Origin of the sequence: Komagataeibacter sp. FXV3 (genome assembly GCF_015155755.1) — a bacterium.
Lineage (GTDB): Bacteria > Pseudomonadota > Alphaproteobacteria > Acetobacterales > Acetobacteraceae > Komagataeibacter.
Genome location: NZ_VWPI01000169.1, coordinates 1 through 24209 on the forward strand (window position 1 = coordinate 1; position 24209 = coordinate 24209).

The following is a 24209-nucleotide window of genomic DNA, read 5'->3' on the forward strand; positions in this document are numbered from 1 at the left end:
GTGCAATATCGGGTGAATACGATTGTCCCGCAGTCTGTGCCCGACCTGCCTCGTCGCGGATCTGATCTTCGCGGAGTTCCTGCTGGCGCGGATTGGAATTCAGGCCGCCGGGCAGGGGGTTGGCGGCGGGCGGCCTGCCGGGGTCCGAGCGTGGAAGCTCCTTACGGTGGATGGTGGAGATGAGTAGCGTGACGCCAAGAACGGTGCCAATACTCCCAAGGATAGCGAGCAGACGCCGGTTTCCGCCCCGCGACGCATCACTGAACAGCTGGTTGAATCCGGGTTTCATCACTGTGCGTCCCTGATATGGGCCGAGACCGTCCGTCCCGCATCGGAGAGAAGGACAACGGGGGCCTCATGGAAGGCATAGAGCGTGTATCCCCCTTCACCCTGCTCCATGCTGTCCGATGAAGGCGTCATGAGGTGAAGGCGCGTGCGAAGATAGACCTCATTTCCAATCCGCCAGGCGCGCACGTCATCGGGTGAAATACCCTCGACGGCCAGCGGAACGGCTGACGCTGGTGGAATACCGCTTAGCATGGCGTTCATGTAGGGCTCGCCTGTCGCGGGCACTCCGGGGCGGCTGTCGACCGGCTCCCGGGCATTGGGCCCTCTCTCGGACATGCGGACGGTCAGGTTGTCATCGTAGGATCCACGCCCCGCGATCAGCAGGAAGGAGACCGGCTTTGGCGCGTTCTGAAGCGTTACGAGCAGTCCACCTCTGGGCTGGAGCGACATCGGTTCGATATTGATGGTATTGGAGCCCTTGAACGGGACGCAGGTATAGAAACCTGTTGTCTCAACCGCAGGATTCCCGGCCGACGCGCCGCTTTTACCGGAAGCACAGTTCGTGCTGCCGTCCGGGTTGGCGGAATTGCCAGACGTATTCCATGCTATCGGCCAGGGCAGTCCCGTGCTGTCCACGAAGGACAATGCGGTCGGATAGCCTTTTGTCGTAAAGATCAGGCTTGTCTGCTGACCAGGCGCAAAAGAGACACGGATCGCCGGGCGCGCATTAGGGGTCGCGAATTCCGTGCCGACCTGCTCCGTGGCACGACGCACGTCCTTCAGGCGTTCCCCCAGCCGAAGGATTTCTTCGGGCGTGAAAGGAATGGCCTCATGCTCGGCTTCATCTTCGGCTGCCTGATCCTGATCGTCTGCAGGTATCGTTGCCGCAGGCCCGGGCTGTGATGGCTGCTGTGCGAGTGCCGCAAGTGGCAGGATGGACAGGGTCAGCGGAAAGAGAGAAAGAATTCGCACGGTTGTCACTCCCTCCCCGACGAGACGACAAGCTGTTCGATGGCCAGTCCATCAGGGTGATCCAGGTCCTCCACGCGATCAATCGTCACGGTTGCCATCAGCACTTGCGTATTCTGCTGGTTGACGTTTTCGCAGGTCTGGATGAAAGGAAACTGTATTACGTAGCGCGCGTGTCCCTGCACGACAGTCTCGGCGCGTACGGTCGCGGCCCGTGTCGGCTGCGCATAACAGAGCAGCTTTGCATCCCTGAGTTTCGCCAGATTCCCCTGCGTAATGAAAGACTTTGCAAAGGTGTTCCATCCGTTGAGCGTGTAGTGAGCGCCCGCGGTGTTCATCTGGGTTGGAAAATCACGATAGTTGATGTTGTAGGGTGCGATCGCCCATTTGACGGCCCAGCCGAGAAGCTGGTCCTGGCCAAGTACCGGACTGGTGAGCGCCACGGCCGGTCGGGGAGCATTCTGGCCGTCAACGTAGAAATAGAGGGGTGTGGGCGGGTGTGCACGGATATAGGCGTCGTGTGCCGCGAACACGATGACCACGCCCGCCAGTGCGATGTTGAGCAGCAGCGATCTGTCTACAACAATCCCCTGAAAGTCGGGGTCGGTAAGCCGCCTGGTTACTGCGGAATTAAACAGCCGCATGGCGCGCCTCCCTTACGGGGGCATGAAAAAAGGTGATCATCACTCTACTCTCATTTCCCGACGGTGATGAGAGCAGGCTGGAAGTCTATCTTGCGACCGGCACGTTTTTTCTTTGACGGTTCCCGCTACTACTCAAGCGGCAATGCCATGCGTGGCGGCAATGCTGCGGCGGTACCGTCTGCTGACCCGGTCACCACCCTTGCGGGTGGTCCAGAAAAAGCATCCGCTCTTGCAAAGACATTCCCGCCGGATGTACTGGTGTTCGCCGATATAATATTCGGCCCTCGCGTGAATGAACCAGGGCACTTTGGCGCCGCGTCGTGGCGGAAGCTGTTCCCAGCAGCTTTGGGATTTCAGCGCGCTTTCCGAAATAAGGAAGTCCCGTGCAATTTCACGCGGGTTCTGAAATGCAAAATGGCGGTAGGCGATTTCAATGTTGGCGGCCTCGTGCCACCGTACCTTGTCTCCCCCCTTATGTCCTGTGAGGGTCAGCCTGTTGAGGCTGTTCCTGACAAGCCATGTCCGTCCCCGCCGGGCTTCATGAGGAAGCAGGGAGGCCTGTTCCCATGTCAGGACAGCTTCGGGATCTGCGGGAATGGCGCTCCGCTTTTCGGCAAGTATGGTCTCCGCCTGTATTTTTGAGAGCCTGATGCGCGGTGGCAGGCCAAGCTGCTTTCTTTTTGCACGCACGCTCCCGGCCGAGCGGCCAAGCATCTCGGCTATGTCGGCGGTTTTATCACCACAGAGCCAGCGTTGGCCAAGGATGAGCAACTGGGTCCTTGTCCATGCTCCCCTGCGTGCAGGCGCTTCATAAAAAACATTCTGGGGTCGGTCGGCCCATTGCGCGACTGACTCCTTTACCTCCTGCACTGTCAGGGTAAGCATTGTCGCTACAAGGACCTCGTCGCACAGCCTGGCATAGAGGGCGCGCGTCATTTCTGGCGTGGGATAGGTCTGAAGCCATGTAAACAGACCGTGTTTTATAACCTGGCCGAACGATGCTGACTTCATGGCGGTATGCCCTCGTCATCGCGTTTTCGGGATAGGCTGCGTGTTTTGGGAATAATATCTCTTAAGCGTTATATAACCGTCAAGAAATAAATATCGCAGAACGCGCTAATATGACTCCAGACGCGGTTTCCGGTCCGCGTTGGTGATCAGCCGGGGCACATCACCTGGAATGGGCAGCCCAAGGCATAGGGTCTGCCATAAGAAAGGAGACCCCTTTCCTGACAGTCTCCATACCTTCATGCACCCGGTCAGTGGTTTGCGATATCGTCGAGGTGACCAATAATGGACTCGAGATCAGCGAGGGCTTCGAGTTGTGATTGCGCGGACATTGCCCACGCGGTCATGTCCAGGGAACGCAAAAGGTCTGCGTCGTCATGTATTCCCGGGATCAGGTAATAAACGGAGACGGACAGTCCTTCGGCAATGCGATAAACCGTTTCAAGGCTCGGATTTCTCAGCCCTGCTTCGATCAGGCTCAGGCTGGTCAGGGAAACATGTGATTTATGGGCGATCTGGCTCGCTGTTGCCCCCTGAAGCGTCCTGAAGATCTGAATCCTGCGTCCAAATATCTCGAGGAGGTCCTGCCGTTCCCCCGAGGTGAAGGCGACACTGTGTGAATAATGATCGATCGGCAATCTGGCCGGTATTTCCGGCAGGTTAAACGTCTTGGAAATATTGCCAATAATGTCGCGTAATTTCTGGATCGCCAGATTGTAGTCCGAACACTGCTTCATGGTCTTTTTCAGCTGCGTCGCGGATGCCACCAGATCCAGATGGGCAAACCATGTACCTTCCGGTGCACCTTGCGGAAGAATATCGCGCGGATCTATCTCAAATACCCGTAGCAGCGCCGATAATGTTTCCAGGGAGACCGGACGACCTGCTTCGATGCTCCGTATGACCGATACATTCAACCGTGCCAGTTTGGCGAGGTGCACCTGCGTCCAGTCAAGCGCCGTCCGCCTGTCATAAATGATTTCCCCGATGTCTTTATATAATTGGCCGGATGCAAATAAAGCCTCGGCTTGCATCTTGCCATTGTCATGGGACATTTTCGTTTACTCTCACGGCGGGCATTTTCCTCAGCAAAAGAAACTTCCAACATCCAGAAGATATCGACTGGCCGCGCCCTGACAGCGGATCAGCCGTGATGGAACGTCATGATAGTCGAGTTGGAGCCCGTAAAAAAGGTGTCTGAGGTCGCAAAGGCCGCTGCTCTGGTCAGGAGAGCTTGATGGAGACACTCATATGCCTGTTATGCCTGCCGTGGTTATGGCGCTGGCCTCTGGCCCCATATCTGTCACACCTGCCGCGTTTCATCTGGTCCAGACAACCTCTCCGGACACTTCGCGCCAGTCGGTATTGACGTTGCCCTCAGTGGGCACGACCGGCGGGGAGACCTTACCTTCACCGGGAGACACTGGTCAGAAAGGGCCGGGCGTATTGGCGGACACTGGTAAGGATCCTCGAACATCCGTGGCTGTTCCAGCCCGTCGATATTTCCATATCGCCAGTGGATACGGAAAGCAGGTTCCACTTGACTTCGCCATACGCCAGATCGTTCCGCATGGGGTGCGCGTCGTGTTCGCGGCGGACGTGGACACCAGCGTTCCTGTTGACTGGCAGGGCGGCCGGGAATGGAACAAGGTTCTGGCGACCACGGTAGCCCAGGCGGGCGACGTCATTGATGTCGGTCATAATAAAGTCGCGGTCCGACGTCGAATTCGCTGACCGGTCGCATGATGGTCCGACACCTTCGTCGTAATCACCCGAGGAAGGTTCCATGAACAAGCCCTCATCCGTCCGGAAATCCGGACCTCCTTCCCCGATGCCCAATGTCGCCCTTGCGCTGGATGCGCTCGGCGAGATCTGGCGCATCAGGGGCGGAGAGGACGTCATCGCGATGTTGGACAATGATATGACAGCGAGGACGGCCTGGCACGCCGTACTCGCTGGTGTCGCGCCGCATGAATGGCCTGATCTGGTCAGCTCCCTTGACGCGCTGATCCCCTATCTGCGCGGCCGTAGGGACCTGTTGTCGGCGGACAGCCTTTTTGGACGGGGCGTGATCTCGGAAAGCAGGCGCCAGGCGCTTCATCGCCTTCTTGCTCCGGAAAGGATTGCCCTGCTGGAGGCTGTGACGCGTCCGGCTACACGTCAGGAGGCTGTATGATCCGTCTGCGCTTCCGTGTCCTGTTGTCAGTGGCTGCCGCTCTTGTATCGATACAGGGGCATGCGCAGACCACGTCATCAGCCGCCTCTGGTGCCACGACATCTACGGGAAGCGTCGGCTGCGCCGCCCTGACCCAGGCGGCGGCAACAGCCGTAAACGAACGCGTCCAGGCCAACGACGCCTATGAAAAGCAGCCGGATAGCGTCAACGGCCTGTCCTGCCTGAGCAATTTTTTCAACGGCACCGGACTGAATCTCATCACGAACGGCCTTGATCCCGCAGCCCTCCTGCAGGCCGTCGAGGGCCAGATAGGTGGCCAGGTCTGTCAGGCCGCACAGGCGGCATGGGGGAACGCCATGGGGTCGACCCAATGTGGACTCAGTCTGTCAGGCGTTAACCTGGGGCTCGGTTTTGGCTCGAGTAGCGGACTCATGTGCCCGAGCCTGAGTTTCGGTGGTGGTGGTCCGCCAATTGCGACTGCCATTGCGGGGACGTCCAGCAGTACGACTGACCTGTATATCAACGGATCTCCCCAGCTTCCGACCGGATACAGCCTGAGCAATCTCGTGGACGGAGTATTCTGATGCGCAGGCTGCAGATGGTTGCCATTGGTGCCGCTTCGTGCGTCTGCGTGTTGGCAGTCACGCCGCGTCCGGCATACGCGCTTTTCAGTGATGCCGCTGTCGTTGCAGCGATCAAGCTTCTTCAGGCGTTCACGGGCAACGCCCTCAATACGATGACGAAAAACCTGACGGACAGCATCGATTCAAATCTCAGTAGTCTTACAAACCCGAATTCCGTTGCGTCTCTCCTGACGAAGGGTTTCACGCAGGTTGCCAATTACGCGAAAGCCCAGGTCGGTGCCCAGTCGCAACTCATGGATGCTCAGGACGCGGCGATGGCCGGATTTCTACGGCGTCAGCAGGAAACCGGAATCCGGGACGAGCATATGATGAATCCGGAATTCTGCGCGGGCCTTGATGCCCAGCAGTCCACCGTGGCCGCGTCCAAGGCGGCTCGATCCGCGGTGTATGCCATCGCGACCGTAAGCGATCCCCGTGGTGAGGCAGGTCAGGGGACGCCCTCCTATTACGGCAAGTCACAGGGCACGGATGCGAACATGTCCCTGCACCTCAAGCGCTACTGTTCATCCGACGACGTGGCGCAGGGGCTCTGCTCTTCCGTGTCCCGGCTGCCGAACGCCGACCAGCGTGCTGCCAGCCTGTTCGGCGCCGATACCCTGTCCGCGGATGGCGCAGTGGATGCAGCCAATGATTATGCGACCACGCTCATCCAGCCGGTAGCGCCGGCGGCCCTGCGTGGCGAGCAGCTGTCCAGCCTTCGGGGACGTGAAGCCGCAACCCGGCGCCGGTCGTACAACAGTCGTATGTCTCTTGCCCGCTGGGTCACGGGCTATGTCACATCTCTTGGTGTTCCGTCTGTCGCGCTCACGCGGGACCAGAAGGCTGAAATGACGGCCGAGGGGCTCACGCCGCTCGACAAGGCGTCGTGGCTGCAGGCCATGGCGCTGGAAGTCAATCGCAGGGTCTCCAGCGTAAGCTGGAACGCCTCGCTCCAGGCAATGCCTCCCGCGTCGGTCATGCGCGAGGTTGCCACCGAGATGGCGCAGTCCAATTACCTTGCGCTGCAGAACTACCGTCTCGGGCTCTACCTCGCGACCATGGGAGCTGCCCGGGTCGCGCAGGAAGAAGAGGTCGCCTTCAAGGACGGCCTGACACCGATGCCTTCCCCCACGATCAATCCCTAGAGGTTTGCCATGTCTGAGGCCCAGCAGAAAACCGGCGATATCGAGGATGTGCTGAAAACCCTTGATCGCGTGCAGTCCGAATACAGGAAGCAGGCACCCGGGCAGGCCGCCGCATATGATCGGTTGCGACAGGAATCCCGAGAGCCTGACGTCCATAATGATCCCGGCTTCCGTACGCGCGTGGCATACGCCGTGCAGGATGTAGAGCGTCTTTTGGGACCGACGCTGAACGATGACCATCCGCTTCATGCTGAGATGACGGAGCGCGCGGCGCATTACCCGGGTCTGAACGAACCTGTGGTCGCTGCGATGATGCGTGAAACGCATCGCCTTCAGCAGCCAGAAGTAAACGCGATCCGGACACTTGCCAGCGAACTGGTTGAAGGACGTCAGGATCCGGACCACCCGGACATCGCGCACACCATCGAGAACCTGAGGGCGGCCGTCTTTCCCGAACCAGGGCACCAGCCAGCGCCAGGGCATGACCATGCTGCCGGGTCTACGCACGGTGAGAAAGGTCAGGCGGACAAAACCCGAGGAATGGCGTCCCCGGGGGAGGGCGCTCCGCCAGGACCGGAGCAGTCAGCCAGCAGCCAGCCCGGACAGACCCATACGACGGATCCTCAGAAGGACTTTCGAGAGAAACAGACAGGTCCGGCAAAAGATGCGCCGGAAAGCCGATCGACGACGGATAGCAATGAAACGAAGGAAAAGGCGGCGGCGAACACGCGGGAAATGAACGCGGGGGCGGGGGCCAAAGATCAGGAGCACGTCAAGGTTGTTCGCGGTGGCGGCTTTGCCCGCCTTGCGGAAGCGATTGCCTCGCGCATTGATAGCCAGCCTGCGAACCCGGCATCATCGTGGATGGAAAAGGCCGCCGATTTCAGCACCCGGCTGCACAACGCGCGTGACGAAAAGAGCCTGGAGGCGACCGAACGTCTGGGAAAGCAGGCGGTGGAGGCCCTGCGTGACCTCAGGGAGCGGCCAGCTTCCTCCATCATGGCGGCGATTTCAGATGCAGGAAAGGGCGACCCTGACGGTGTTGCCGGTGTGTTGTCGGAGATGAAGGCCGGTGGCCGGTATGCAGATCTGCATAGCCAGTTTGTGACGGAGAAACAGAATAACCAGGCGTTCGCGGCGCAACTGGAGAATGTCACCAGCAGGCTCGAAGCCTACGGAAAGGGAAGGGAAGCCGCCGAGGCAACAGGCCAGCGCATGGGAATGCCCGGCAGTGTGACGCAGCGCTTCACCCAGATCGATGCCGAGATCGGCAGGACTGCTGCCGAAGTGCCCGGAAAAAAAGAGGGAGCCAGTGCCCTGGAAGACATGAGCGAGCAGGTCCGCGAGATGATGCACAAGGCTGTGACTGCGGTGACGGATTTCATGATGCGGATGCATCCCGGTCCCACCGCCAGTCCTGCGCCGTGACCGTGCTGCTGGAGGACAAACCATGAAGCGCTTTCGCCGCCCTGTATTCGCCATCCTGCCACTCCTGTTTCTGTCGGCTGTTACCGTGTCTGCGGCAGCGCAGACGGTTGTTGCGACCGGTTCGGGAGTTGCAGCCAGCAGCACGGGCTATAACGTGACATGGGACCTGCTTGATCCGGGCAGTGACTGGGCGGCGCAGGTCATCCGGTCCGTATTCCCGGTTTTCGGGCAGGATACGAGCGCGCCCAGCATCGGCAACGAGGCGACCGTCATAGGAACCATGATCGGGTGGTTCTCCGGGTTCGTCATGGCATTTGCGATGGCGGTCGTAAGCTATATCTACTTCATGAACATCCACCGGGGGGCAGAAACAGCGCAACTCCTTGGCAACAACCAGACCAGCATGTCGATTGTGCGGATCGGGATTGCGGCCATCCTGATGTGGCCGCTTCCGGCAACCGGCTTCAATGCGGCGCAGGCCGTTGTCGTGCAGGGCTCGCTCTGGGGCATCGGTATGGCGAAGGTCGTCTACGACAAGGCGAAGCAGGCAATCGGACCAGACGGCAAGGTCATCGCACAGCCCCTTATCCCCGGCACAAAGGGGATTGTGACCGGTCTTGTGAAAAATGAGTTCTGCCGGGCCATTATTAACATTGCTGCGAATAACACGAACCTGATTGCGGCCCCGACCGGGCAGACCGTCCTGTCCGTGACCGGCGGGAAGATGGGAATCATCAACTATTCTTACAATATGGCAGCCGGCGCAGGAGACGGGACACCAGTTTGCGGGGCCGTAAGTTTGCAGGCGCCCAACACTGACGCGGTGAATCTGGCCGGTTTTCAGGTCGATCAGGCGGGTATGCAAAAACAGGTCCTTGATTCCGTGATCCTTGGCGACATTCGCAGCCAGGTTGCGCAGGTGGCCCAGAATTACTGGCAGACGAAAACGACAGCGTCGCTGGCCCCACTCATGACCATCATCGTCAATGCCACCAACGATTATGCGTCGAGGCTCACGACGCAGGCGGCACAACTGCGGTCTAAGCTTCAGGACACGGTCAACAATCAGACGCTCGCGCTTCACCAATGGGGGATTTCGACGAACGGAGATGCGGTCAACACCAGCAACCAGATGGATAATCTCGGATGGACCGGCGCAGGAGCCTACTATCTCGAATTTGCGCGCCTCAACGGCCAGACCCTGTCTCTCATGACCGCAACGCCAACCATCACCACCCCATCCTATTCCGGTCTCGGAAACTATCTTGCCTCGGACATTGCGCCTCTTGTGCAGTCTGCGGACACCTTTATGGAAAACATCGACAGCATGGTTGCGACGCAGGATGGCGTGACCGCGCCAGGCGGGAATGCCGACCTGTACACAGGCGCGATACCGGGTGGAGACGGTGCAGGTGTGCTCGACCAGCTGTTCCGCGCCCTGCACCTGAACGATTACGCCCTGCAGATCGTGACCGGATTTATCGAGCCGTCCGGGACGAACGGCTACTGGACGGATCCGTTTGGCAATCTCATGTCACTTGGAAACTGGATGATCACGACCGCCCTTCTCACGATGGGCACTGCGTCGGTTCTTTCTTCTACGGCCGGGACCGTTGGTATCGGCGTGCTGTCGCTTTTGAGCGGGAATCCAGAAGGTGCCGTTGCGGCAGGGGCCGGGCACGCGCTGATGCACTTTTTTGGCGCGCCGATTATCGGCGGCTGTTTCGCCATGCTTATGCCAGGCCTCACCATCGCCTATGTCATCCCGATGATCCCGTTTGTCATGTGGATGTTTGCCGTGGCTGGATGGTTCATCATGGTCTGTGAGTCCGTGATTGCAGCACCTCTGTGGATGCTCGCGCATATGACCATGAACGGGGAGGGGCTGCACGGTCATGCAAAACAGGGTTATGCTCTTCTGTTCAATGTCATCTTCCGGCCGGTGCTGATGCTGTTCGGGCTTTTCCTTGGATATTTTATATTTGATTCAGTGTCGTGGCTGATCCACATGTGTTTCGGCATTGCGGCCGGACTGGTGCTGTCAAACGGCTGGATTGTCAGCAACTTCCTCGGCATGATTGTTCTGGTCAGCCTCTTTGTCATGATTCACGTCACCCTGGCGTTCATTTCATTCAGGATGATCTCAATCCTGCCCCAGCGGGTTCCCGCCATGATCGGATTTGGTGACGTGGACCGGGTCGACATCGACCAGTTCAGCAGAGACGCCGCCGTTGTCGGTATGGCGGGCACGTTGCTCTCGATTCAGCAGTCGCTCGGCGGGAGTGATCGAACTGCGACCCAGCCTATGGATGATAAAAATAGTCAGAAAATATATACGGGTGCAAATAAAGCTGTAGATACGACAATGAAAAAGATTCTATAGTGCGATACACTTGGAGGGCATGAAATGTTTGGTGGCAACGGGATGAGTGGGCCGGCAGGCTTCATACTCGGACGCATGTCGTGTCAGTATAACGAGAGCTTGCAACGCAATATCCGACAGGCCCTTCATGGCGCTGCTCCGCCGCATTTTAACGAACTCGAAGAGCAGGTTCGGTTAATCAGTCGCTTGACCGAGGCACTTAATCTGGCGAATGCTCATTCTGATAAACTCGAAAGCCAGTTGGAAGACTGGAAAGACTACGCTCATGGCCTGGAATCACAGATCAGAGAACTGAAAGACCATCTTTGTCGGACGAGTGCTCATGCTGAGCAGGTTGCCAACGATCTCAAAATATCAAGGGGACAGGAAAAAGACCGGGCGCGCGATCTTGAGGCGACCTGTATCAATTATCGCCGACTCAGCGATGATCATGCAGCGTTGACGACCAAGGCTGCGAATATGGAACGACGCATTCGAGGCTACCTCTCCATGGAAGACGAATGGAGAAAGCGGCAGTCCTAGTCGCAAGATACTTGGTCAGGATGGTCTCCTCTAAGCGGGAGACCATTCGTGAAACATTTCATTCTGCCTCTTGTCCTCTCCCCCTTGCTTGCGGCATGCAGCGCTGGCAACGTGTCATCTGCTGCCCATGTGCATGGCCCAAAGGCTCCCCCGACCAGGCATGCGCGTTACGATCCGCACGCGGCCTACGGATCGACACGTGTAATCTGGACACCCCCAACGTACAATCGCGCCGGTACGATCGTCCGGCCTGATGATCCACGGGCGATGTCGGGGCGCGAGGATTACGAACATGCCTCCTGGGCAACAGGCGCTCAGGGCGGCGACAAGAACGCGCCACCCGGCACGTTCTGAGTGCTCCGCCGATCCTATCTATTCACAAGCGTAATGCAGATGGACTTGCGGTTACGGCCTGCGTGGAATGAGGCTGTCGGCGGTGGCGACAAATTGGCAGGCGGAACCCAGGCGGCGTTCGCGGATCTGCCAGTTGAGCCACGCGTTCTGAAACGCCACAAGTGTTAGAAATGTCCAGAAGGGCGCGAACTCCAGCGCAGCAAGGAGTTGGCTGCCCTTCCAGCGGGAAAGGAGCATTTCTCCGGTCCAGCCAAAAACCAGAACAACAGCGAGCATACTGGCAGCAAGCGCCCGTCTGTATGTCTCATGCTGTCTCTGATCGAGTAAGATCGCCACAACGCGGGGTTCGACGCCATATTGGGCAGCGATCGCGGCGATATCAATAGGGGTACCATCTGGCGCCCGCGGGCCCTGCATACCGGCTTTTGGCGTCAGTAATCCCTTCCCGAGGGCTTCAATCAGCGCGGCATTTCTCGTTACATCGGACCAGGCGACCAATGTACGTGGATCGCCAATCACCAGCCGGGCCACCTTGCGCGTTCTTGCAAAAAAACGCCGCGGGCCGGTCTGGTCCTGTCGTGTCTTCATTGCGAGACCGAGGTCAGAAACGTGGCGACATCCGTGGGAACGCCGTCGAGCCGGCCGATCCTGCCATTGCGGTGCATCCAGACGAAGGTTGGGCTCCCTGTGAGCCCTATCCGCCGTGCAATCCCGGTATTGCGGGCAAGCTTCTCCTCACTATCCGGTTCAGGTGCTGTCAATCCAGGGTTTAGGCGACCGTTGACCCACGCTTGTGCCATCTCGTTTGCCGGAAGCGACAGCATGGCTCTCGCATTGACGGTGCTGGCGCCATTATCCTCGTAATCAAGCAATGACAGCGGGACTATTTTCAGGCGAACTTTCCCTGCATCGATTGCGGGCTGAAGGATATGCATCGCCTTCATCGAGTAGATACATTGCGGGTCTATGAACATGATGACTTCCGGGGCTGAAGGTATCCCTATAAGGCCTCCCGAGAGACCCGGGAGCCCGGACTGTTCGTTAGCGTCGGCTGAAGCGCCAGAGATACTGATTTCCGGGACGGCTCCAGGAATGCCCCTGATCTGGTCTCTCGTGATGTCCTGTCCGGTGGCGCCCCACATGCGGGCAGCGACTGCTGCCTTGCCATCCGGGGTCGCATAGACGACCTGAAAACGGTTATCTGCCCGAACAAACATTCCCCTGATGCCATCGACCGGTGCGAGATCGTGGGCGCGCGACCCGGCCAGGGAACGTAGGGTGTCGTAGGCTACCGGAATCAGCGTGCCGCTAAGCACGATCGCGTGGCTTCTCGGGGCAAAGAAGACCAGGAGTTTGTTCCGCGCATGGGCGATGCCCGTCTCAAACCCATGTATATTGGACAACATCTCGACTTGAGCTCCGGCGGTTCCGAGGTGAACTATTGCGTCAGTTGGGTCTGTGTCATCGTGCTCCGATATGGTTGTCACAGTGGTTAAACTGCCGGCAGCCCGAGGAACAGAGGAAGAACATTGTTGACCAAACGCAGGACGAGGCAGGACCAGCAGGAACGGGATAAGGAAAACATGGCGCATATCAGGAAATCTCCAGACACTTTACATGTCCAGTAATCGGCAATCATGCGACTTTTTCAGGAAACATCATTCGCAATCAATACCTGCTTCTGGTGAAGAAGGCTTTTCAGAAGCGGGTAAAGTTACGGAAGATTCTGTTGCTTCTTCGCGCTCAGACTCGTCTTCAAGCTCATTAGGGAGCATCTCATTAGTCATCTCATCAAGAATACTGACACGTAGCAGCAAGTAACGAGACTCCGGGTGCTCGTCTATTAATTGACGCCCTTTTTCTTGGCAAAGTGATAGCATCCAGCGCAGCCACTGCACCTGTTCTTGTCTGGAAATGGGTTTACTCTCGGGCGAAACCATGTATTCGATATGGCGTCTAATTCCCAGAATGGCCTGAGCCAACGACAAACAAAGTTTCCTTGACGGTTCATCGTCGATAAGGTCAAACCGTAAACGAAGTTCGTCAAACTTCATATCATCCCCACACGACTTTATATTCTGGAAATATGGTCCGTGTAGTGCACAAAACATTTTCATATATACAGTTCTTATATAAGAACGACATATTTTATTATTGTACGATTATTCCTCTAACTCCCTTTCGCATGCCTGCACGGCATGATCAGTAGAACTCTCAATCTACACGAATCCAGAACAATGTAACGCTTATCTCTATTTTGTGACTAAATGTTACGTTACATTTCGACCGATGTGTGACTTTGGAGAGACAAATCTCTATCGATTCCACAGCAGGTCGAATTTCTGATAATATTTCGAAGGATAGATGGATTTATAAATATGTTCTAATAAATATAAACATTGACGGGTTATGATACCATTCCCTTCTGACAAACAGCATATCTTCGCAGATGATGCCGTAGTCCCGTGCCCGGTGCGGCGCATCAAAGTTAACCGCCGTTATGGCACATGGTAAATCCCTACAAGCTTCGTGCCTTTCGCGATATTTTTGTCTCCAAGTGTTCACTAATTACCAATCTACACGACCGTTTTCGTCAGCGAAGGTACCTGTCGGGCCGGCGTCATCAAGCAATGCGTATTGAATGGCCACCTGTGCTGCCTGATCAGGCATGCGGTCGCCATAATGGTTGGTGGCATCCGTCGCTGTCAGGCCGGGACAGATGGCGTTTACCTTGATATTCTTTTCCATCAGCAGTTTTGCATAGCTGAGCGTCAGGGAATTGAGGGCTGCCTTGGATGCCTGATAGGTGGGCATGGCGACGTCCTTGTAGATCCAGTCCGGCTGTGTCCGGCTTGTAAACGAGGCCAGAACGGATGACACGTTCACAATCCTTGCGTGTCCGGACTTCTCAAGCTGCGGGATCATGGCGTCTGTAAGGGCAGCCGTGCCCACAACATTCGTCTCAAGCGTCCGCGACAGTTTTTCGCGAACCGGGGTATCCGGGTAGAAATCCAGACTGATGCCGGCATTGTTCACGAGGATATCCAGACGACCGTACTTCTCGCGGATGAACGTTACCAGATTGTCGATGGTGGCCTGGCTGGTTGTATCCAGTTCAACAGCTTCGACCTGCGTGTCAGGCGTGCTGATTTCTGCTGCCACTTTCTGGCCAGCTTCAAGGCTTCGGGCCCCCAGCAGGACTTTTGCGCCCCTGTTGGCAAGGCCCTGCGCGATGGCGCGGCCAATACCGCGTGTTGCCCCGCTGACGAGGGCAATGGGTTGGATCTGGCTCATGTATGAACCTTTTCAGTTGATAGCTACGGAAACGGCGGTCACATGCCGAACTGGCATGCTCTGATCATTTCCTGTGGAGATAGACAGACAGCACCAGGCAACCAAGAACGACGGCGGGAGCAATCGCATGGGTGTATTCGCCATGGAATATTACGGTCACGATTGCGGACGCCATGATACAGGCCGCGAGCAGGCTGCCGATCGTCCGGCTTGCCTGTCGGGCCATCAGGATAGCCGATGTGAGTTCAAGGCTGCCGGTTACAAAATGGAACCAGTCCGGATAGCCCCACCGTGCGTATTCTTCCGTAATGGTCTTTGGCGCAAGGATGTTGCCAATCGCGCCGATTATGAAAAAACCGACCAGCGCATAAGCCAGAATCTGTTTTGCAGGGACATTACGCATGGTCCGTGTCCTGAGCAGCCGTGAGGAAAAGAGAAACGGACAGGGCTATGGTGTTGCTATCCTGATCGGCGGTCGTTCGGGGGCCACCGGTCAGCAACTGCAACTGCGCTTCTCCCGTAACCATATGGATGAAAGCGTAAGCCAGACCGGATGCATCCATATCCGTGCGTAACCTGCCCTGGGCCTGCTGTTTACGGATCCAGCCTGCCAGGACCGACTTTGCATTGTGGTGGCCGGCAGACCAGATGGTTCGTGAGAGTTGGGGAAACCGTTTACCTTCCGCGATCATCAGACGGTGCAGTTCGATCACCCGGGGCTGTTTGATGATATGGAGAATTTCAGAACCGAATTGCTCCAGAGTCTGCCTGATGCAGGCATCTTCCAGCGTCAGATTTTCAAGCGGCTCTGCCAGTTTCCTGCATTCTTCCGCGATCACAGCGGCAAAAAGCCCTTCCTTGCCCCCGAAGCGCTCATAAATGTTCCGCCTTGACCCACCCACTTTCTGGATCAGCATGTCCAAAGAAGTCGCTTCATAGCCATGTTCAAGGAAAAGCTCGGTGGCAGAATTCGTTAGCTTCCTGAGACGTTCGATGCCTCTGGGTCGCAGTGCTTTTTCCTGTGAAACGGGATGGTATGATTGTGCTGAGGCCATAAGTGGAAACGGATCCTTCATGCCGATTGTGGTATGGTAACGTACGGTACCATAAATGCAATAGGCTGATCTCCGAATATGACGGAGCATGGCATCTGACTCTTGAGCATGCTTATGCGCTCAAAATCAGGCCATCACGACCTTAAGCCACAGTATTGGCCATGATGATGTGGCGCGTGCATCGGTGTTGACCGTAATGATTGGCAAAACGGCATGCGCACAGATTTCGATGTGCGCATGCCGTCCGGATTTTTCTGATAATGAATAAGGCTGGTCAGGGTTGGGCGGAGAAGATCGTGTCGTAAAGCAGCTTGAAGTTGAGCACCAGAATAATGGCCGCCACGATCCACGACAGCGCGGCAAGTTTTCTGGAGATCACGAACTCGCCCATTTTCCGTCGGTCGGATACGAACATGACCAGCGGGATCACCGCGAAGGGCAGTTGCATCGACAGGATAACCTGGCTGAACAGGAGCAGTTGCCCCACGCCGCTGCTGCCATAGATCGCTGTTACGATCACTACAGGAATGATCGCGAGCCCACGTGTCAGCAGACGTCGTGCCCAGTGTGGGATGCGGAGCCGCAGGAAGCCTTCCATGATGATCTGGCCAGCCAGCGTGCCGGTAATGGTCGAGTTGGTGCCCGCTGCCAGTAGCGCCACGGCAAACAGGGTAGACGCAATGCCCATGCCCAGGATTGGCGACAGGAGACGATAGGCATCCTCGATTTCCGCCACATCCTGATGCCCGGTGGTATGGAACGCGGCGGCCGCAACGATCAGGATGGCAGCGTTGATGAACAGGGCCAGCATCAGGGCAATCGTACTGTCCCATGTCGACCAGCGGATCGCTTCGCGCCGCCCGACGGGCGTGCGTTCGAAGGCGCGGGTCTGCACGATTGAAGAGTGCAGGTACAGGTTATGAGGCATGACCGTCGCCCCGATGATGCCGATCGCGATATACAGCATCTGGCTGTTGGTCACGATCTCGGTCGAGGGCAGGAAGCCTTTCAGGATGCCTGCCAGCGGCGGTGCCGCCGCCACGACCTGCACGGCAAAGCAGATTGCAATGACGCTGAGCAGGCCGATGATGAACGCTTCCAGATAACGGAAGCCCCGGTTCATCAGGACAAGGACAATAAAGGCGTCGAGTACCGAGATTACGGCACCGACCAGCAGGGGGATGCCGAAAAGCAGTTGCAGGGCCACGGCCGTGCCGATGACCTCGGCCAGGTCGCAGGCGATGATGGCCAGTTCGCAGGCAAGCCATAGTGTGATGTTTACGATAGGCGGAAAGTGATCGCGGCACGCCTGCGCGAGATCGCGCCCCGTTGCGATGCCCAGTCGGGCCGATAATGCCTGCAGCAGAATGGCCATCAGGTTCGACAGCATGATGACGGCAAGAAGGGTATAGCCGAATTGCGCGCCCCCCTGCAGATCCGTGGCCCAGTTGCCCGGGTCCATATAACCGACCGAGACCATATATCCCGGTCCCACGAAGGCCAGGAAGCGGCGGAACCAGGGCGCGTTGCCGGAAGGAAGCCGCACACTGGCAAAGACTTCCGGCAGGCTGTTGCTGCCAGCTTCAGTCGGGCTGGCAAAGCGCCACGCCGTCTTTTCTGGCGCAGATGGGAGAGGGATGGGGCGTGAATCATGGGGCATGGGGACACACTAAATCGAATCGAATGGCGATATGCAATATGCTATAATAGAAAGCATACGGAAAACAATTGGGTGAAAGCGGTTTTCTGAAGCTAATGACATATTATGCGTTTTATAATGAAGTATGCTAACCAGAATAATGCTTTTTGCCTGCCTCCATGGGAGTGGAAATCACAATGAGACAAAACGATTTACAGCGGCTCAAGAAAGCAGCCGATACGCTCCCGGACTCCAAAATCCATTCAGAGGGCTTCCGTGCCAACCGGATGGCAAGGCAGAATGCCCTGATCGAAGATTACGTGGAACTGATTGCCGACCTTCTGGATGAAGGCCAGGAAGCACGTCAGGTCGATCTGGCGGAACGTCTGGGGGTCTCGCAGCCGACCGTCGCCAAGATGCTGGTTCGTCTGACGGATGAAGGGCTTGTTGCCCGTAAGCCATACCGCGGGGTGTTCCTCACCGAGGAGGGGCGAAAGATGGCGGAAGCGGTCCGTACCCGGCACCGTATCGTCGAGGCATTCCTGCTTTCACTTGGGATCAGTCAGGAAAATGCACGGATCGATGCCGAAGGATTGGAACATTACGTGAGCGCCGAGACACTCGATGCGTTCCAGCGCGCAATGAATGCCGGACTTGCCCAGTTTATGGTTGGTTCCAGGCAGGCCGTTCCCGAGTTTTCTGGGTTGGACTGACCGGGGACGAGCCTGCTGCATGCAGTGTAAAGTACGGCTGCAGGCGTTTCTCAAATTCCGTTAGATTTGGGACGAGAATACGGACTGCGTGGCTGCTCAGTATGAGCGTGATGTCAAGCAATAGGGATTTGCGGCCCTTGTGCGTCCGACCTTCAGTGAAGTCCCAGGACCACACGCGTTCGCGATGCTGCGGGCGCAGCTGGACGCAAGATCAGGCGTCCAACCAAAGGCAATTCTGTTTTGGGGTGCCTTCGGAACGTCAAGTCCCTATCGCCGACAGATCCGCCGGGCCTCAGAAAAACATGGATGCAGCGATAGCTATAGCGGTCGTAATCTCTGGTGAGCACGATGGTATCGGTCGTCAACCGGTGCTCAGCCGTATTATCATTTGCGAGATGACGCAGTGTTGAGGAGGGGCGATCGAGCATCCAGCAGGTCCGCGGTTCCAATACTGCCAGCGCACGACAGACCCGTCTGATCGCCTTAGTCTGATGCGAGATCCGTCGTTCGCGTCTTCAATCGGGTCTTTTCCCGCTTCCGATCTTTCATGTGACGTGTGAGATCACCCTCAGGCCATCATATTTTTTAAGCCACCGACACTGCATCTGCTCGATAGTCTATAAATGAAGGTCGTGGGATGATGGTGTGTCGTGATCTGAGTGGACAACTGCAGCGTTCCGCTCTGGCATGATCATCGCCCTAAAACGGACTGCATAGAGATCCAACAGCACAATGCTGTACTATATTAGGCAGTCTGGTGCCTAACGATTAGTCTTCCGGCGCATATAGAGCATGTCATTGCTGATTTGTCTCGCAAAGATAGAGCTGTCGTCGGCTTTATTTGCTCTTGCTACGGCTGGACAGTCGAAATGGCGGCCAAATCTGTCGGTACCGCCATTTCTTTGGAATCCGGGACTGCCGATCAAATGACCTTAGGAGATATCCGCGGATTGTCCCACGGGAACTATATGCCGGATATATACATTATAGCACCCTGCATACTTAAACGTCCGTGCTATAAGCGGGTTAACTGGAAGGGCTGCGACAGAATGTTTGTCGGAATTCATCGTCATACAAGGGGGGGCAGATCATTCGCGAGATGCGCCTGTCCCACGAATACGGAACAATATTTATAGTATAATCAACGCATAAAATAATAAATTCATATAACAGGGTGGAAATGAAAAATAATATCAAATGCAATTATGGATATATTTTTATCGCGTTCGCCATAAATGCTTTTTTTATAATCAATTTTTGCGGAATTATGAAAGCCTATGCCCAGTCACCTCAAACCCAGATCGAAGAAGATCGTGCCCGTCTTGGTAACTCTACCCCGCTGATCCAGCAGATCGATCCTGCCACGGTACGCGATTCAGAACGCGCCACAGCCGATGCGGAGGAAAAGGCTGCAGTCGCTGCGGGAGACGGAGACAAACTGGATACCAGCAGCAACCTGTTGGGGAACATGTGGGGCGCACGGTCATGGATGTACAAACACGGCATCACCTTCGACATCCAGGAAGTCGATGAAGTCTGGGGCAATGGCACCGGTGGCACCCCCAGCACCAACGGAGATGGCCAGGGTTCGGGTACAGGCCCCTCCTATGATGCTGTGACCATGCCCACCCTGACTGTTGATACCGAAAAGCTGTTCGGGCTGAAGGGCGGTCTGTTCAATGTCAGCGCGCTGCAGACACGCGGCCGTTCCATCTCGCAGGATCACCTGAATAACTTCAACCCCGTCAGTGGGTTCGAGGCCGACCGCTCCACCCGCCTGTTCGAACTGTGGTACCAGCAGTCGTTCCTCAAGGGCAAACTTGATGTGAAGATCGGCCAGCAGGATCTTGATACCGAGTTCCTGATCAGCGATTACGCCTCACTTTACCTCAATGCGAACTTCGGCTGGCCGATGGCCCCCTCGGTCAACCTGTATGGCGGCGGTCCGTCCTGGCCGCTCTCGTCCCCGGCTATTCGCATCCGCTACCGGCCGAGCGAGAAGTTCACCTTCATGTTCGCCGCTGCCGATGATAACCCGCCGGGCAACCGCTACAATTCGACACCCATCCAGCAGGCGACCGGTTCGGACCTCGGTAGCAACAGTGACCCCACCAGCCAGACCTATAATGGCGCCAACGGCAGAAATTTCAACATGGGCACCGGCGCGCTGCTGATGACCGAACTGCAATATGCGCTGAACCCGCAACCTGCCGATATGTCGAACGTGACCAAGAAGCCCGGCCTACCAGGCGTGTACAAGCTGGGCGGATATTACGATACGGCCAGATTTGCCGATTACCGCTATAACCGCAATGGGGGTTCCCTGGGGGCGGCCACGTTGGCCGCCAACCCCTCGCAGGCTGATCTCACTTCACGCTGGGACCGGGGCAACTGGATGGTCTATGGCATCATCGACCAGATGATCTGGCGGCCATCGCTTACATCCGCCCGTTCGGTGGGCATATTCGTGCGTGCGACAGGCAATGGCGGTGATCGCAACGAGATCAGTTTTGCCATTGATGCAGGCATCAACCTGAAGGCCCCGTTCAGGGGGCGCGACAATGACACGATCGGACTGGGTTGGGGTATCGGTCGCGCCAGTTCAGGGCTTCGGCAGTTCAACCGGGATAGTCAGTCGCTGATACCGGGGAATGAAAACCATCTTGAACTGACGTATCAGGCGCAGGTTACGCCTTGGATGGTCATGCAGCCCGACTTCCAGTACGTCTGGCATCCCGCGGGCGGAAGCGGCGATCCGTCTTTCCCCTACCGCCGCACGGGCGATGAGGCCATTTTGGGTCTGCATAGTAATATTACGTTTTAGAGAAATAAATCCTGGTCCGGATCGCGGATATACGTCCCGAACTTATATGACTGTGTGTGTTTGAAGGTGCTCAAACTGATGGAACAATAATCATATTTATCTATGCAATTAGGATTTATGAAAAAATAATTACTGTATACCATGAGGAAATATCATAATACTGTCTGCGACAATCGATGGTTCTCTACAAGAAAATGAAAAGGGAAAACCATTTCGTTTTACTTTTGCAGGCTGTGCCCCGGAAGTCAGTCGATAACTGATCCTGCGGTTGTAAGTGGTATGGGAGGTCATCGGATTGATCATTGTTGTCACAGCAACGGGGAGATCAAAACGGCTTTTGATAATTCGCAAGTCAGGAGGTTTACTTTTATGAATTAGAGCATCTTCAGCAGTTCGTATGTGTCCATTCAAACTGGATCTGCTCTGGCCCGCTCAGTCGGGCGGGGTGACCGATAGCTGGAGTATTGATTGTGTCATCTTTTTTTCTTGCTGCTCTGATCTCCTTGCGTTTCGCAACCTGATAGTCACTTTCCTGTCGGCTGATAAAAATCCACAAGAGGACGACACATACTGCGGGCGAAATACCGCAAAATGATTTTAACGGGAGACCCGACAATGAGATCAAATACTATCGATGATCTGCACGTGGGATGTGGTTGGTCTCATTCTGGATCGGAAACGCTGACCCCACACCAAAAGTAGGCGATGCTGCCTTTGTGGACAAAGGCGGTTATGAGACCTTATCGCGCGAGGGAAGTATGCGCGGATCTTTCGTATTGATGGGATTTGTTGCAGGTAGCTATTCCGCGCAATGGGATATCGAGCGTCGCAGCCTGAGAGCCAATGGTCAAAAATTGGACCGGCAGGTTATCGAAAAATTCCCATAGATCTTAAATGGAATATAATTTCCCAATATAGTTCTTATCATTCTATGTATAAATATTATTTGTTTATTATTTCGACCACAAAGTGGCGGTGATAAGAATAATGGCTATAATCCGAACAACGTTAGGAATGGTAATAAATTGGGAGTACAAATTTTCTCTCCTGATTTAAGCACGCAACGTTATGTCCGCAGGCTGATCAATTTCGAAAGCCTTTTGATCTAGTCGGTGATATCGTCAGACGGTCTACGATAACCCTTTTGAGAACTTGATAAGCTTTTCAACTGTTCGTGCTTTCTCGCGTAACCGGGGTTTCAGGACTCAGGGACATACTTCTGTTGTTATCTGCGCCCCACAAATATGCAGTACGCTATATAAGAAAGCAAGATGAAATTCTTTATGCGCTGGCAACATGGTGCTGTTTGGTTTTAAGGAGGCCTTATGGGACCACGTCAGCAGTATTCATTGCAAAGCCGCAGAAAGGGCAGGGACAAGGCAGATGCAGCGCCAGCATCTGTCATTGATTCACAAAGCCAGCTGTGAAAACGGCTTCGCAGGTCGATCTTGAGGTTAAGGATCGGGGTTATCTACCAGAGGTGCCCTGCATGACGATGCTGCATCTTCAATACCCGAGATATATATCCTTCTCCGCCATGGTTCGCTGGCAAGCGTCATATCGTGCAGAACTCGGGTTGAAGACGTTTAGAGCCGCATCGGTATGGACGATTGCGAGCGGGGCTGGATAACATTTCCACCTGACATTCTTATGGCGGAAACCGAACGTCGAATGCACCTACCTGCGCGTTGTATGGGCGAATCCGAATCTCGCTTTGGGCGTTGTGATTCGGATGGACCGACACAACGCATGGCGTCTGCATGTCGGCATGGCTGGATTTACGTCCCATAGAGTGCCAGCACGCCATCTGGTGGCGAAAGTGACAGTTACATCGGCCAGGCGAGGTACAGCTTATGGGATCCAAAACAATCGTTAGAACGAATGTCTCAACTTATATCAGGGCCCCGCAGATCGTAATATCTTGCACAGTGCACCAGCTCCGCCAGTGACTGTGAAGATAGCTGCGCCTGGTGCGAGCATAAGCTGGTTGGTGCCTGCTCGACGAAATCGCAATCTCATTAACCGGGCGTCAAAAAAAATATCGGGATAAAGTTCGCTTGTGTCAGATGTCTAGCGAATATCGCTCTTTTCAAAGTGCACCCTCTGAGCAATTTTATCCCGGCAAAATATCTATTGCATTGCATTCCAGTACAAGAGCCTGTGCCGGATAAAGTCGAGGAAGAGTCAGGCCCATCTCCGTCAGAACTGCCCCGCTGACAATGATGCCTTTTTCAAATAAAGACCGGTTCGCTGCAGATGGATTGTTGCCCATCAGTTTCTGGGGGGAAGGCGCACACACTTTATATTGGCGGGCGGGATCTAGCCCTGGGAGTAGGACGGGCGCTGCAGATCGTGCCTGTCCGGAGCCACTCTGGGCGATGAGGAATACCGCAGCGGAACAGTCCGTTGCCGTTACACCCCGCACAACACGGTCTGCTGTCTGCTCACCAAGTTGAGCGTCGCCTGAATGAAGCAGGCTACGCAAACGTTTATGCAGGTTGATCCACTGAACAAGTTCGTCGCGTTCGTCGGCACTTAGTTCCAGCGGATCGAGTTCAATTCCGAGGTGACCGAATAGTGCGACTGCGGCCCGGAACCCGAGTGTGAAAACGCGGTCGGTTATACCATTCGGTACGGCCGAAATATGCGTGCCGGTAATTTCGGGGGGCAGGAACTGCCAGGCGCCGCCTTGGATACGAAGCCGGTCCAGTGCGTCAGTATTATCCGAAGTCCAGACCCGCTGGGTGTGGGCCAGAGCACCCCAGTCCGCGCGGCCGCCGCCCGATGCACAACTTTCGATTTCCAGTGCAGGATGGGTGGCGCGAAGCCGGTCCCATAGGGCATATAATGCGAGAACCTGACGCCTGTAAGCCGCACGGCCATGAGCATCGGCCGCTTCAACCAGGTCTCTATTGAAGTCCCACTTGATGTAGTCGATGCCAACATGCTGCACCAGGTGGGATATTTTGGCGAAAAGATGCTCTGATACGTCTTGACGCGAAATATCAAGCACAACCTGGAGGGTTCGAAAAAACCTCTGATTGATGTGCCTGGCTCGTGTTTTTAGGCTTTCGGCGATTTGATTGACGGTTCCTGAGGTAGCTTTCTTTCTGCGTTTTGAGCAAATTGGGGACTACCCCCCGC

Annotated in this window: 22 protein-coding genes and 1 pseudogene; 10 read left to right on the plus strand and 13 right to left on the minus strand. The window is 55.9% G+C overall.

All coding sequences use genetic code 11. The features are described 5' to 3' along the window. The 5 genes and pseudogenes from F1542_RS16235 to F1542_RS16255 all read right to left on the minus strand — a co-directional run. Positions 1 to 289, minus strand: a pseudogene (locus F1542_RS16235) (type IV secretion protein DotG); the annotation flags it as partial. Next, the gene (locus tag F1542_RS16240; protein WP_141299361.1) at positions 289 to 1269 is read right to left on the minus strand and encodes a DotH/IcmK family type IV secretion protein; all 981 of its coding nucleotides are present in this window, start codon (positions 1267 to 1269) and stop codon (positions 289 to 291) included. The pseudogene F1542_RS16235 and the gene F1542_RS16240, both read right to left, overlap by 1 nt. Beyond that, positions 1266 to 1901: a DotI/IcmL/TraM family protein gene (locus F1542_RS16245; protein ID WP_141299359.1), complete on the minus strand. Its 636-nt coding sequence runs from the start codon at positions 1899 to 1901 to the stop codon at positions 1266 to 1268. The genes F1542_RS16240 and F1542_RS16245 overlap by 4 nt, the downstream gene beginning before the upstream one ends. 132 nt (positions 1902 to 2033) lie before the next feature. Continuing rightward, positions 2034 to 2912 carry a hypothetical protein gene (locus F1542_RS16250; protein ID WP_025811933.1) on the minus strand — a complete coding sequence of 293 codons (879 nt, stop codon included), beginning with the start codon at positions 2910 to 2912 and terminating at the stop codon, positions 2034 to 2036. 248 nt (positions 2913 to 3160) lie between these two features. Beyond that, complete coding sequence (locus F1542_RS16255) at positions 3161 to 3964, minus strand: helix-turn-helix transcriptional regulator (RefSeq protein ID WP_025811934.1); 804 nt, start codon at positions 3962 to 3964, stop codon at positions 3161 to 3163. A gap of 424 nt (positions 3965 to 4388) precedes the next feature. On the opposite strand from F1542_RS16255, the gene F1542_RS16260 reads away from it, so the two are divergent. From F1542_RS16260 to F1542_RS16295, 8 genes are read left to right on the plus strand one after another with little or no spacing between them, the layout of a single operon-like run. Continuing rightward, on the plus strand, positions 4389 to 4643 hold the full coding sequence (locus tag F1542_RS16260) for a hypothetical protein (protein WP_183481441.1): 255 nt from the start codon (positions 4389 to 4391) through the stop codon (positions 4641 to 4643). Positions 4644 to 4695: 52 nt separating this feature from the next. Continuing rightward, positions 4696 to 5085 (plus strand): hypothetical protein, encoded by a 390-nt coding sequence (locus F1542_RS16265; protein WP_227000645.1) that lies wholly within the window; start codon positions 4696 to 4698, stop codon positions 5083 to 5085. Further along, the gene (locus tag F1542_RS16270) at positions 5082 to 5669 is read left to right on the plus strand and encodes a hypothetical protein (RefSeq protein WP_025811942.1); all 588 of its coding nucleotides are present in this window, start codon (positions 5082 to 5084) and stop codon (positions 5667 to 5669) included. Before F1542_RS16265 ends, F1542_RS16270 begins: the two co-directional genes overlap by 4 nt. After that, on the plus strand, positions 5669 to 6853 hold the full coding sequence (locus F1542_RS16275; RefSeq protein WP_007396696.1) for a hypothetical protein: 1185 nt from the start codon (positions 5669 to 5671) through the stop codon (positions 6851 to 6853). The genes F1542_RS16270 and F1542_RS16275 overlap by 1 nt, the downstream gene beginning before the upstream one ends. Positions 6854 to 6862: 9 nt before the next feature. Then, the gene (locus F1542_RS16280) at positions 6863 to 8281 is read left to right on the plus strand and encodes a hypothetical protein (protein WP_141299357.1); all 1419 of its coding nucleotides are present in this window, start codon (positions 6863 to 6865) and stop codon (positions 8279 to 8281) included. A 22-nt stretch (positions 8282 to 8303) separates the two neighbouring features. Further along, the gene (locus F1542_RS16285; protein WP_025811944.1) at positions 8304 to 10664 is read left to right on the plus strand and encodes a DotA/TraY family protein; all 2361 of its coding nucleotides are present in this window, start codon (positions 8304 to 8306) and stop codon (positions 10662 to 10664) included. Between the two features lie 24 nt (positions 10665 to 10688). Further along, positions 10689 to 11186, plus strand: a complete 498-nt coding sequence (locus tag F1542_RS16290; protein ID WP_025811946.1) for a hypothetical protein — start codon at positions 10689 to 10691, stop codon at positions 11184 to 11186. Positions 11187 to 11234: 48 nt separating this feature from the next. Further along, the gene (locus tag F1542_RS16295) at positions 11235 to 11540 is read left to right on the plus strand and encodes a hypothetical protein (protein WP_084296402.1); all 306 of its coding nucleotides are present in this window, start codon (positions 11235 to 11237) and stop codon (positions 11538 to 11540) included. 51 nt (positions 11541 to 11591) lie between these two features. Here the strand turns inward: F1542_RS16295 and F1542_RS16300 are convergent, their stop codons facing one another. The 7 genes from F1542_RS16300 to F1542_RS16330 form a co-directional block, all read right to left on the minus strand. Next, on the minus strand, positions 11592 to 12128 hold the full coding sequence (locus tag F1542_RS16300; protein WP_025811948.1) for a hypothetical protein: 537 nt from the start codon (positions 12126 to 12128) through the stop codon (positions 11592 to 11594). Beyond that, complete coding sequence (locus F1542_RS16305) at positions 12125 to 13132, minus strand: thiol:disulfide interchange protein (RefSeq protein WP_141299355.1); 1008 nt, start codon at positions 13130 to 13132, stop codon at positions 12125 to 12127. Before F1542_RS16305 ends, F1542_RS16300 begins: the two co-directional genes overlap by 4 nt. A 66-nt stretch (positions 13133 to 13198) precedes the next feature. Then, positions 13199 to 13594 carry a hypothetical protein gene (locus F1542_RS16310; protein ID WP_084296403.1) on the minus strand — a complete coding sequence of 132 codons (396 nt, stop codon included), beginning with the start codon at positions 13592 to 13594 and terminating at the stop codon, positions 13199 to 13201. Positions 13595 to 14108: 514 nt separating this feature from the next. Continuing rightward, on the minus strand, positions 14109 to 14834 hold the full coding sequence (locus F1542_RS16315) for an SDR family oxidoreductase (protein ID WP_025811950.1): 726 nt from the start codon (positions 14832 to 14834) through the stop codon (positions 14109 to 14111). A 64-nt stretch (positions 14835 to 14898) separates the two neighbouring features. Continuing rightward, positions 14899 to 15237, minus strand: a complete 339-nt coding sequence (locus tag F1542_RS16320) for a DoxX family protein (RefSeq protein ID WP_141299353.1) — start codon at positions 15235 to 15237, stop codon at positions 14899 to 14901. Next, entirely contained in the window at positions 15230 to 15889 is a 660-nt protein-coding gene (locus F1542_RS16325) for a TetR/AcrR family transcriptional regulator (protein WP_025811952.1), read from the minus strand. Before F1542_RS16325 ends, F1542_RS16320 begins: the two co-directional genes overlap by 8 nt. 274 nt (positions 15890 to 16163) lie before the next feature. Then, the gene (locus F1542_RS16330) at positions 16164 to 17549 is read right to left on the minus strand and encodes an Nramp family divalent metal transporter (protein ID WP_141299351.1); all 1386 of its coding nucleotides are present in this window, start codon (positions 17547 to 17549) and stop codon (positions 16164 to 16166) included. A 176-nt stretch (positions 17550 to 17725) separates the two neighbouring features. Here F1542_RS16330 and mntR point away from each other — a divergent pair, with 176 nt between their 5' ends. Continuing rightward, entirely contained in the window at positions 17726 to 18241 is a 516-nt protein-coding gene (gene mntR, locus F1542_RS16335; RefSeq protein WP_034958093.1) for a manganese-binding transcriptional regulator MntR, read from the plus strand. Between the two features lie 1267 nt (positions 18242 to 19508). Then, a complete protein-coding gene (locus tag F1542_RS16340; protein WP_227000638.1) occupies positions 19509 to 21065 on the plus strand; it encodes a carbohydrate porin in 1557 nt (518 codons plus the stop codon). A 2113-nt stretch (positions 21066 to 23178) separates the two neighbouring features. On the opposite strand, the gene F1542_RS17465 is transcribed toward F1542_RS16340, so the two are convergent. Continuing rightward, positions 23179 to 24078: a glycoside hydrolase family 36 protein gene (locus F1542_RS17465; protein WP_200410018.1), complete on the minus strand. Its 900-nt coding sequence runs from the start codon at positions 24076 to 24078 to the stop codon at positions 23179 to 23181. Between the last annotated feature and the right edge of the window lie 131 nt (positions 24079 to 24209).

Coding starts and splice junctions, on each gene's coding strand:
- F1542_RS16245 (WP_141299359.1), bottom strand. CDS start 1,901: ATGCGGCTGTTTAATTCCGCAGTAACCAGGCGGCTTACCGACCCCGAC.
- F1542_RS16250 (WP_025811933.1), bottom strand. CDS start 2,912: ATGAAGTCAGCATCGTTCGGCCAGGTTATAAAACACGGTCTGTTTACA.
- F1542_RS16255 (WP_025811934.1), bottom strand. CDS start 3,964: ATGTCCCATGACAATGGCAAGATGCAAGCCGAGGCTTTATTTGCATCC.
- F1542_RS16265 (WP_227000645.1), top strand. CDS start 4,696: ATGAACAAGCCCTCATCCGTCCGGAAATCCGGACCTCCTTCCCCGATG.
- F1542_RS16270 (WP_025811942.1), top strand. CDS start 5,082: ATGATCCGTCTGCGCTTCCGTGTCCTGTTGTCAGTGGCTGCCGCTCTT.
- F1542_RS16275 (WP_007396696.1), top strand. CDS start 5,669: ATGCGCAGGCTGCAGATGGTTGCCATTGGTGCCGCTTCGTGCGTCTGC.
- F1542_RS16280 (WP_141299357.1), top strand. CDS start 6,863: ATGTCTGAGGCCCAGCAGAAAACCGGCGATATCGAGGATGTGCTGAAA.
- F1542_RS16285 (WP_025811944.1), top strand. CDS start 8,304: ATGAAGCGCTTTCGCCGCCCTGTATTCGCCATCCTGCCACTCCTGTTT.
- F1542_RS16290 (WP_025811946.1), top strand. CDS start 10,689: ATGTTTGGTGGCAACGGGATGAGTGGGCCGGCAGGCTTCATACTCGGA.
- F1542_RS16300 (WP_025811948.1), bottom strand. CDS start 12,128: ATGAAGACACGACAGGACCAGACCGGCCCGCGGCGTTTTTTTGCAAGA.
- F1542_RS16305 (WP_141299355.1), bottom strand. CDS start 13,132: ATGCGCCATGTTTTCCTTATCCCGTTCCTGCTGGTCCTGCCTCGTCCT.
- F1542_RS16310 (WP_084296403.1), bottom strand. CDS start 13,594: ATGAAGTTTGACGAACTTCGTTTACGGTTTGACCTTATCGACGATGAA.
- F1542_RS16315 (WP_025811950.1), bottom strand. CDS start 14,834: ATGAGCCAGATCCAACCCATTGCCCTCGTCAGCGGGGCAACACGCGGT.
- F1542_RS16320 (WP_141299353.1), bottom strand. CDS start 15,237: ATGCGTAATGTCCCTGCAAAACAGATTCTGGCTTATGCGCTGGTCGGT.
- F1542_RS16325 (WP_025811952.1), bottom strand. CDS start 15,889: ATGGCCTCAGCACAATCATACCATCCCGTTTCACAGGAAAAAGCACTG.
- F1542_RS16330 (WP_141299351.1), bottom strand. CDS start 17,549: ATGCCCCATGATTCACGCCCCATCCCTCTCCCATCTGCGCCAGAAAAG.
- mntR (WP_034958093.1), top strand. CDS start 17,726: ATGAGACAAAACGATTTACAGCGGCTCAAGAAAGCAGCCGATACGCTC.
- F1542_RS16340 (WP_227000638.1), top strand. CDS start 19,509: ATGAAAGCCTATGCCCAGTCACCTCAAACCCAGATCGAAGAAGATCGT.